At 62.0% G+C, this 9,099-nt stretch carries 10 protein-coding genes; all 10 read right to left on the bottom strand.

Features of this window, described 5'->3' with window-relative positions:
* Window positions 1-120 (bottom strand): GTP-binding protein (locus L0977_RS09955; RefSeq protein ID WP_234264713.1); only part of this gene is annotated, 120 nt, incomplete at its 3' end.
* A gap of 222 nt (window positions 121-342) precedes the next feature.
* Entirely contained in the window at window positions 343-2,445 is a 2,103-nt protein-coding gene (fusA, locus tag L0977_RS09950; protein ID WP_234264708.1) for an elongation factor G, read from the bottom strand.
* A gap of 84 nt (window positions 2,446-2,529) precedes the next feature.
* A complete protein-coding gene (gene rpsG, locus L0977_RS09945) occupies window positions 2,530-3,000 on the bottom strand; it encodes a 30S ribosomal protein S7 (RefSeq protein ID WP_066160156.1) in 471 nt (156 codons plus the stop codon).
* Window positions 3,001-3,151: 151 nt separating this feature from the next.
* The gene (rpsL, locus tag L0977_RS09940; protein WP_234264707.1) at window positions 3,152-3,529 is read right to left on the bottom strand and encodes a 30S ribosomal protein S12; all 378 of its coding nucleotides are present in this window, start codon (window positions 3,527-3,529) and stop codon (window positions 3,152-3,154) included.
* A gap of 227 nt (window positions 3,530-3,756) precedes the next feature.
* Window positions 3,757-4,929, bottom strand: coding sequence for a D-alanyl-D-alanine carboxypeptidase family protein (locus L0977_RS09935; RefSeq protein WP_234264706.1), 1,173 nt, complete (start codon window positions 4,927-4,929; stop codon window positions 3,757-3,759).
* Between the two features lie 46 nt (window positions 4,930-4,975).
* Complete coding sequence (locus L0977_RS09930) at window positions 4,976-5,599, bottom strand: alpha/beta hydrolase (RefSeq protein WP_234264705.1); 624 nt, start codon at window positions 5,597-5,599, stop codon at window positions 4,976-4,978.
* Window positions 5,600-5,609: 10 nt separating this feature from the next.
* Window positions 5,610-5,948, bottom strand: coding sequence for a (2Fe-2S) ferredoxin domain-containing protein (locus L0977_RS09925; RefSeq protein WP_234264704.1), 339 nt, complete (start codon window positions 5,946-5,948; stop codon window positions 5,610-5,612).
* Window positions 5,949-5,959: 11 nt separating this feature from the next.
* A complete protein-coding gene (locus L0977_RS09920; protein ID WP_234264703.1) occupies window positions 5,960-7,069 on the bottom strand; it encodes a VanZ family protein in 1,110 nt (369 codons plus the stop codon).
* A gap of 11 nt (window positions 7,070-7,080) precedes the next feature.
* Complete coding sequence (locus tag L0977_RS09915; RefSeq protein WP_234264702.1) at window positions 7,081-7,509, bottom strand: CopD family protein; 429 nt, start codon at window positions 7,507-7,509, stop codon at window positions 7,081-7,083.
* 256 nt (window positions 7,510-7,765) lie between these two features.
* A complete protein-coding gene (locus L0977_RS09910; protein WP_234264701.1) occupies window positions 7,766-8,881 on the bottom strand; it encodes a hypothetical protein in 1,116 nt (371 codons plus the stop codon).
* Window positions 8,882-9,099: the final 218 nt, after the last annotated feature.

The following is a 9,099-nucleotide window of genomic DNA, read 5'->3' as shown; positions in this document are numbered from 1 at the left end:
GAACTTGCGCGACAGCACCGTGGTGATCGCCGCCGTCAGCGTCGTCTTGCCATGGTCCACGTGACCAATCGTGCCCACGTTCACGTGCGGCTTGGTCCGCTCGAACTTTTCCTTTGCCATTGCAAATACCTCAATAAGTAAAGAACAACGCCCGTGTAGGTTTAACGTCTCCGGCACAGACCTGCCACGGGCAGCAGGTCAACCTGAAAAGGCGCCGAAGACAAAAAATTCCTGCCAAGCACCTCACCCCCAGCAACCACTGCGGACCCGGTTTTGCCGGACCGCAGGTGGGCTCCTTGAGAGGGAGTCTCACCGCGGCAGCGGTGCAATGCGGGAGAGCGCTTACTTGGCGCGGGCCGAAATGATGGCTTCTTGCACGTTGCGCGGCGCTTCGCTGTAGTGCTTGAATTCCATCGTGTAGGTGGCACGGCCCTGGGTTGCCGAACGCAGCGTCGTCGAGTAGCCGAACATTTCCGACAGGGGCACTTCGGCCTTGATGGCCTTGCCGCCACCCACCATGTCTTCCATGCCCTGCACCATGCCGCGACGGCTGGACAGATCGCCCATCACGTTGCCGGCATAGTCCTCAGGCGTTTCCACCTCCACCGCCATCATCGGCTCGAGAATGACCGGCTGGGCCTTCTTGCAGCCTTCCTTGAAGCCGAAGATGGCAGCCATCTTGAACGCCTGTTCGGACGAGTCCACATCGTGGTACGAACCGAAGTGCAGCGTCACCTTGACGTCCACCACCGGATAACCAGCCAGCACGCCAGTGTTCAGGGCTTCGATCACGCCCTTTTCCACGGCAGGAATGTACTCGCGAGGCACCACACCACCCTTGATGGCATCGACGAACTCGAAGCCCTTGCCGGGTTCCTGCGGCTCGATCTTGAACACCACGTGACCGTATTGGCCCTTACCACCCGACTGGCGCACGAACTTGCCCTCGGCTTCGTCCACGGTGCCACGAATGGTTTCGCGGTAGGCCACCTGCGGCTTGCCCACGTTGGCTTCCACGCCGAATTCACGCTTCATGCGGTCGACGATGATTTCCAGGTGCAGCTCGCCCATGCCTGCGATGATGGTCTGACCCGATTCTTCGTCGGTCTTCACGCGGAAAGACGGATCTTCGGCAGCCAGACGACCCAGCGCAATGCCCATCTTTTCCTGGTCGGCCTTGGACTTGGGCTCCACGGCCTGCGCGATCACGGGCTCGGGGAACACCATCTTTTCCAGGGTGATGATGGCCGACGGATCGCACAGGGTTTCACCCGTGGTCACTTCCTTCAGACCCACACAAGCAGCGATGTCACCAGCGCGGATTTCTTCCACTTCCTGGCGGTTGTTGGCGTGCATCTGCACGATACGGCCAATACGCTCTTTCTTGCCCTTGATCGGGTTGTAAACGGTGTCGCCCTTCTTCAGCACACCGGAATACACGCGCACAAAGGTCAGTTGACCGACGAACGGGTCGGTCATCAGCTTGAACGCCAGCGCCGACAGCTTCTCGTCGTCATCGGCCTTGCGACTGACTTCCTTCTCGTCATCATCGGTGCCGGCCACCGGCGGAATGTCCACCGGCGACGGCAGGAAGTCGATCACGGCGTCGAGCATGCGCTGCACACCCTTGTTCTTGAACGCCGTACCGCACAGCATGGGCTGGATTTCCACGGCCAGCGTGCGGGCGCGGATACCCGTCTTGATCTCTTCCTCGGAGAGGTCACCCTCTTCCAGGTACTTGTTCATCAGGTCTTCGCTGGCTTCAGCCGCGGATTCGACCATCTTTTCGCGCCATTCCTGCGCCTGCGCAGTCAGCTCGGCCGGGATGTCCTGGTACTCAAACTTCATGCCCTGGGAAGCCTCGTCCCAGATGATGGCCTTCATCTTGATCAGATCGACCACGCCCTTGAAGTTGTCTTCGGCGCCAATGGGGATCACCACGGGCACCGGATTGGCCTTCAGGCGCAGGCGCATCTGGTCATAGACCTTGAAGAAGTTGGCACCGGTGCGGTCCATCTTGTTCACGAAGGCCAGGCGCGGCACCTTGTACTTGTTGGCCTGGCGCCAGACCGTTTCCGACTGGGGCTGCACGCCACCCACGGCACAGTACACCATGCAGGCACCGTCGAGCACGCGCATGGAACGCTCCACCTCGATGGTGAAGTCCACGTGGCCGGGGGTGTCGATGATGTTGAAGCGGTGCTCGGGATAGGACAGGTCCATACCCTTCCAGAAGCAGGTCGTGGCCGCCGACGTGATCGTGATGCCGCGCTCCTGCTCTTGCTCCATCCAGTCCATGGTGGCAGCGCCATCGTGCACTTCACCAATCTTGTGGTTCACGCCGGTATAGAAAAGGATCCGTTCGGTCGTGGTGGTCTTGCCGGCGTCGATGTGCGCCGAAATACCGATGTTGCGATAACGCTCGAGGGGCGTGGTGCGTGCCATGAAAATACTCCTGAAATTGGCAGAGCCCGCCACCCTTTTCGGGTGCTGCGGGCTCGCCGGTCGGGTTGACTTGTGGTGCCGGACTTAGAAGCGGAAGTGGCTGAACGCCTTGTTGGCTTCGGCCATGCGGTGCACTTCGTCACGCTTCTTCATGGCGCCGCCACGGCCTTCGGTGGCCTCAACCAACTCGTTGGCCAGGCGCTGGGCCATGGATTTTTCGCTGCGCTTGCGGGCCGCTTCCTTGATCCAGCGCATCGACAGCGCCAGACGACGGACGGGACGCACTTCAACGGGCACCTGATAGTTGGCGCCACCCACGCGGCGGGACTTGACTTCCACCATGGGCTTGACGTTGTTGATGGCTGTCGAGAAGATTTCCACCGGGTCTTTGCCGGTCTTCTTCTCGATCTGCTCCAGGGCACCATAAATGATGCGCTCGGCAACAGCCTTCTTGCCGCCTTCCATGATCACGTTCATGAACTTGGAGAGCTCGACATTGCCGAACTTGGGATCCGGCAGGATTTCACGTTTAGGGACTTCGCGACGACGTGGCATTTCTACACCTCAAATTTGCTTCAGCTGGCGCCTTCTCAGACACCGCGAGAACCCAGCAAGGCCCTCACTTACTCGACCCGACACCAACATGGCGCTTGGGGTCACTACGCTTGACACGGCTTGCCGACCGGCCAAACACCGAATACTAGGATTACTTGGCCTTGGGCTTCTTCGCACCGTACTTGGAGCGCGACTGCTTGCGGTCTTTCACGCCTTGCAGGTCCAGCGAGCCACGGACGATGTGGTAACGCACACCAGGCAGATCCTTGACACGACCGCCACGAACCAGCACCACGCTGTGCTCCTGGAGGTTGTGGCCTTCACCACCGATATAGGAAATCACCTCAAAACCGTTGGTCAGGCGCACCTTGGCGACCTTACGCAGAGCGGAGTTAGGCTTCTTGGGCGTCGTGGTGTACACGCGGGTGCACACGCCACGACGCTGCGGGCAGTTTTCCATGGCCGGGCTTTTGGATTTGGTCTTTTCGACCTCCCGGCCGTGGCGCACGAGCTGGTTGATGGTTGGCATTGATAAACGTCCCTAAACGTTTGAAACGAGAAAAGAAAACCCTTCGGAAATTTCCGAAAAGCCCTCTAATGTATCACGCAGCCTGAGAGCAGGCAAGCGAGGCGTTTTTGCCGGGCAGAAGCCCTGGACGGGGAGCCCCCCAGGCCGCCTGGCGTCCCGCTCGCGCAAGACCGACCCCGGAAAAGCCCCCAAGCCCATCCCGGAAACTCGGTAAATGGGCTGTGCGTTCACTGAATCCAGAGACGCAGTGCGTCCCATGCACGACCAAAGATGCCGCTTTCCTCCACCGTGTCCAGCACGGTCAAGGGCACTTCGGCCACGGGCGTGCCGTTGGCCAGACTGACTCGCAAGGTACCCAGCAACTGGCCACGCTGCAAGGGGGCAACCAGCGGATCGGGACGCAGCACCTCGGTCTTCAGGCCAGCCCCCTCTCCGGCCGGCACCGACACCACAACACCTTCGGCGCGCCCCAGACGGGCCTGCGCAGCCTTGCCCTTCCACACCTTGGGCGTGACCACCGCCCCGTCGGCAGGCGCCAGGCGCACGGCCTCGTAGGCGCTGTAACCCCAGTTGAGCAGTTTCTGGCTTTCTGCCGCACGGGCGTTTTCGCTGGCAGCGCCGAGCAGCACGCTGAGCAGGCGCCGCTGACCCTGCACGCCCGCTCCCAGCCCCGGCACTTCGCGCCGTGCCGTGGCCACCAAGCAGTAGCCGGCTGCCGCCGTGTGACCCGTCTTCAGACCATCCACCGAAGGATCGCGGAACAGCAGCAGGTTGCGATTGGTGTCGTTGGCCGCCGGCGTGCCCGGATAACGGTAGCGCTGGATGGCGTAATAGCCCACGTACTCGGGAAAATCGCGCATCAGACGCGTCGCGAGCACCGACAGATCCCGGGCGGTGGTGGTGTGCCCCGGCGCCGTCAAACCTTCCGGGTTCTGATAGCTCGTCGCATTCATGCCCAATGCCTTGGCCTGGGCATTCATCATTTCCACGAACCGTTCGACCGTGCCACCCACCCCCTCGGCCAGCGCGACCGTGGCATCGTTGCCCGACTGCACGATCATGCCCTTGAGCAGATCCTCCACCGGCACCTGCATCTTCGGGTCGATGAACATGCGCGATCCGGGCATCTTCCATGCACGCTCACTGACCGGCAAGGTCTGGGCCAAACTGAGTTTCTTGGTCCGCAACGCATCAAAAACCAGGTAGGCCGTCATCAGCTTGGTCAGCGACGCAGGCTCCACAGCGGCATCCGGGTCCTTGGCGGCCAGCACCTGACCCGACGTCACATCCAGCAACAGATAGGCACGCGCCGCAATTTCTGGTGGCTGGGGCGTCTGCGCCCACACCAGGGCAGCACACAGAGACAGAGAAACAAAAGCAATCAGGCGGCGCAACAACATCGGACCCAAGAAAAAAAGAAACGGAAACAGCGCCTGAGCCCAAAGATCAGGCGCGCAAATGCCGGAGCACGAGGTCCTTGAGCAAGGGCAATTGCCCATGGAAAAAATGCCCACCCCCAGGCACCACCAGCACCGGCAGAACTTGAGGCCGCGCCCAGTCCATCACCGCAGACAGGGGCACGGTATCGTCCTGCTCGCCGTGAATGACCAATGTGCGTTCATGAAGTTCCGGCGCCACTGCCGCCACGTCGAACCGGCTGGCAGCGGCCCCGACCAGCACAACCTCGCGCAGATCGCGCTCGGCATGCAGTCTGGCTACCGCATGACTGGCTACAAAAGCGCCAAACGAAAAGCCGGCCAAGGCCAGGGGGCCGGTCGGCGCCTGGGCCTGCACCACCGACAGCAGATCGTCCAGCTCACCCCGCCCCTCGTCGTACGCTCCGGCGCTATCCCCGACCCCCCGAAAATTGAAGCGAACCGCCGTCCAGCCTGCTTGCACAAAGGCTCGGGCCAGGGTCTGAACCACCTTGTTGGACATTGCCCCGCCATGCAGCGGGTGGGGGTGGGCAATGACCGCCACACCCAGCGGCACTGCGGCGGGACGGTCCACCGCAACCTCCAACAATCCAGAAGGTCCCGGCTGCGTCAACAGTTCGGTCTGCGCATTCATGGGCCGACCATCAACGGCCAACGTCCGGCGGGGTCAGCAGCCGCTCGACCACCACACCGTCACGCAAATGCGACTGCACAATTTCGTCGATATCGGATTCATCGACATAGCTGTACCAGACCGCCTCCGGGTAGACCACGGCAATGGGCCCGCCCGCACAACGGTCCAGACACCCCGCCTTGTTGACACGCAACCGCCCCGGGCCGAGCAACCCCAGGCTCTTGGCCTGCGATTTGCATCGATCAAATGCTGCCTGCGCCCGATGCCGGGCACAACAGTCTTCGCCATTGGCGCGCTCGTTGAGGCAGAAGAAGATGTGCCGTTCGTAGTAAGACTTGGTTTCAGCCATGGGGAGGAATTCTAGTCCCCGCCCCCTTCAGCACGCCCCCGCCCACCCCTCAGCAACGCCTGCAAGCCAAAGCCCAGCACCCCATACGGCCAGAGCCAGCCCAGCCATTGCGAGAGCCCGTAGAACCGGATGAAGCGCCCCTGCTCCCAGATACCCACAGACTCGGCCAGGTAGGGCAACCCGCGAGAACGGTTCAGGAGCACCAAGGACGTCAACAGTCCGATCACCAGCGCCGCCAGCGCCGCACGCCGCGGCAGCGTCAGACACGCCACGCCCCCCACCACAGCCCAGCCCAGCCCCTGCAGCACCGCTGGCGAGATCCACGAGCCGGCATGGACTGGACCGTAGGTCAGGGCGGCCGACAGGGTGATCGCCAATCCCCCCGCCAGCATCACCACCAGCAGGCACAGCAACCGCTGGCCCCAGGTCCGCAATTCGGCGTACATCAGCAGGGCGGGCGCCAGCACCCCCAGCGCCACACAGACCCTTTGGGTCCACTCATTCCACGGTACCCATTCCGCATACACGTTTGCCGGCACCATACCCACAGCCTCCGAACCCATCAGCACGGCGTCCAGCAAACGCTCGGCCACCTGCCCCAGCCCGAACGGCACCGATGAGGGATACAACAAGGCTGCTGGCCACAGCGCCAGCAGCACAAGCGACCCGCTGGCCTGCCCAGTGAACAGACGCCCTCTCAACCGTGTCCAACGCCGGAGCCAGCCCAGACGGTCCAGCCACCATGCCAAACCCACGCCCCACAAGGTGCCGGCACTGTTCAGCAACAGATCGAGGTTCGAAGGCACCCGCATCGGCAGGAACACCTGAACACTCTCGACCGTCAGCGACAGCAAGACACCCAAGGCCCAAGCCGCCAGCCCCACCACCCAGACACGGGCCGCATGCCGTCCTGCGAGCATCAGCAAAAACCCCAGTGGCACATACCCCAGCAGATTCGACACCACATCGAATGCCGTCCAGTAGCGGGACAGCGGCGCTGTCAGAAAGCCCCACCAAGGCTCAGCAGGCAGACGCCAGCCCACAAAAGGGTACAGGCTGGCGTAAAGAATAAGCCCAATGAATGCCAGCGCCAGCCACCAGGCGAATGAACGCGGCCGCATGGCGCTTCCCGTCAGAACGGTTTGACCACCACAAAAATCACGGCCACCACCAACAAGGCCACAGGCACTTCGTTGAACCAGCGAAACCAGACGTGCCCACGCCGGTTCGCGCCTTTGCGGAAGCTCGCGAGCAGGCGCCAGCAGGCATGGTGATAGCCGAGCAGCAGCAGCACCACCAGCAGCTTGACGTGCATCCAGCCATTGCCTGGCCCACGCCCGATTCCATACCCCAGCCAAAGCCAGAGACCCAATGCCAAGGCCAGCACGGCCAAAGGGGTCATGAAGCGAAACAGTTTGCCCGCCATGAGCAGCAGCCGCTCACGCTCCGCCCCGCTTTCGGGGGGCACCATGGCCAGGTTCACAAAAATGCGCGGCAGGTAGAACAGGCCGGCAAACCAGCTGGCCACAAACACGATATGGAAGGACTTGACCCAGAGCATGGGGCCAGTTTAGCCGTGCCGACTGCCGATGCGGACACCTCTTTGGACGCGCCAAAAAAGAACCCGGCCAGGGGCCGGGTCGGTAAGCCTTTTTGCTGTCACACACTAAGGCACCCGCTCAGGGAGGAAAAGCGGGGAGCGCGCCTTTCGGTTTGCTCAAGGCAGATGTTACAACATTTTTTTCTGCCGCCAAGACAACCCCCTGTCAACTTTGACAGGGCGTGTGGAAAAAGAGACGTTGCGACTGTGCGTTAGCTCACATCATCTTCGCGAGTTCGAACATCACCGCCGTACCCAGGGCCTCGCGAATGTTGCCGCGCCCCACCTTGGCCATGGAAAACTCGCCGAAGCCGGACATGTCGAACGAGCTGTCGTCGGGGGAGATTTCCACGAAGGGCAACTCAAACACCTCGCGCAGCACATCGCGCTGGAACGCATCGAACTCCTCGTCCTTCAATTCGGAATCGACCACGATCAGGTTCGGCATGCGGGCCTTGACCGCGTCGCGCGCCTGCCGGAAATCGACCACGCTGTCCGAAGAAATGCCGATTTCCCGCAACGCATCGCGCACGTCTGCGCGAATCTGGAGGCTGGGCGAAATGGTCAGCACGTAGGTGCCCGCCAGCGACTTGAACATCGACGACTGTTCGTCGGACAGATCCACGGCCGAGATACCGTCCACGGCCTGGACCGTGCGGGCAAACAGGGCGGTAAAGGTCACGCCCTCTTCGTTCATCTCGCGTTCGACTTCGATACCCCCAGCGGCCGCGGCAATCTGCTGGATCAGCATCCAGCTGGAGTTGTCGGGCGACGCGGCACTGGACGGCGGCACGCCGTCGTTGGACACGCGCATCAGCAGGCGCGTGTGTTGGGGCCACTGGTTGAGATCCAGCCGCACGTCGACCCGGCTGCCGAAAGGCAGCCCCCAGTCGAGCACGGCGTTCACAAAGGTGTGCGCCACCGTCGGATCGATCAGAACCTCCAGCGGCTTGAGCTTGCGCCGCAGGGCGATACCCAGAATCGACAGCTCCTGCTTGCGCTCCTGCAACACCCCTTCGACCAGTTGCGCCATGTCCACCTTCTCGTGCGACTGGCGAATGCGACCACTGTAGAAACGGACGATCTGCTGGGCGGTGATGCCCGCCTGCTTCACGCGCTCGGCCGGCACCGACAGAACGCGGTGTTCCAGTTTGGAAATGCGCTCCTTCGCCAGCAGCAGATCGGCTTGGTGCTGCAGGGCACTGACACTCTCGGTCAGCTGGTTGGCCAGGCTGGCCAGCAACTGCGGCCAGTGCTCATCCAGGGACCAGGATTCCTTGGCGTTGCCGGCGGCGGCGGAACTGCCGGTGCTGTTCTTGTTGGACGTGGACATGATGAGGGCAACCCTGGAGGAAAAGAAAAATGGTCAGTGGCCGGCCCGGCCGTCGGCACGCGAAGACGCGCACCGAGAACTCCTCCGGTGCGCGCTCACCCAGACATGGCCGGCATTCTGAGAACCCGAGTTCAACACAACTCACTCTGGTTATCAACAAATGGAAACACCCGGTACACCGTCTGACAACGATAGTTTTAAGGCGAAGATTACCCGAT

Source organism: Hydrogenophaga sp. NFH-34, assembly GCF_021401345.1.
Classification (GTDB): domain Bacteria; phylum Pseudomonadota; class Gammaproteobacteria; order Burkholderiales; family Burkholderiaceae_C; genus Hydrogenophaga; species Hydrogenophaga electricum.
Note: the sequence above shows the minus strand (reverse complement) of the source record. Positions and strands in the feature narration are given on the sequence as shown.

Bases quoted from the DNA above. Each gene is read 5' to 3' on its own strand.
- fusA (WP_234264708.1), bottom strand. From the start codon at position 2,445: ATGGCACGCACCACGCCCCTCGAGCGTTATCGCAACATCGGTATTTCG.
- rpsG (WP_066160156.1), bottom strand. From the start codon at position 3,000: ATGCCACGTCGTCGCGAAGTCCCTAAACGTGAAATCCTGCCGGATCCC.
- rpsL (WP_234264707.1), bottom strand. From the start codon at position 3,529: ATGCCAACCATCAACCAGCTCGTGCGCCACGGCCGGGAGGTCGAAAAG.
- L0977_RS09935 (WP_234264706.1), bottom strand. From the start codon at position 4,929: ATGTTGTTGCGCCGCCTGATTGCTTTTGTTTCTCTGTCTCTGTGTGCT.
- L0977_RS09930 (WP_234264705.1), bottom strand. From the start codon at position 5,599: ATGAATGCGCAGACCGAACTGTTGACGCAGCCGGGACCTTCTGGATTG.
- L0977_RS09925 (WP_234264704.1), bottom strand. From the start codon at position 5,948: ATGGCTGAAACCAAGTCTTACTACGAACGGCACATCTTCTTCTGCCTC.
- L0977_RS09920 (WP_234264703.1), bottom strand. From the start codon at position 7,069: ATGCGGCCGCGTTCATTCGCCTGGTGGCTGGCGCTGGCATTCATTGGG.
- L0977_RS09915 (WP_234264702.1), bottom strand. From the start codon at position 7,509: ATGCTCTGGGTCAAGTCCTTCCATATCGTGTTTGTGGCCAGCTGGTTT.
- L0977_RS09910 (WP_234264701.1), bottom strand. From the start codon at position 8,881: ATGTCCACGTCCAACAAGAACAGCACCGGCAGTTCCGCCGCCGCCGGC.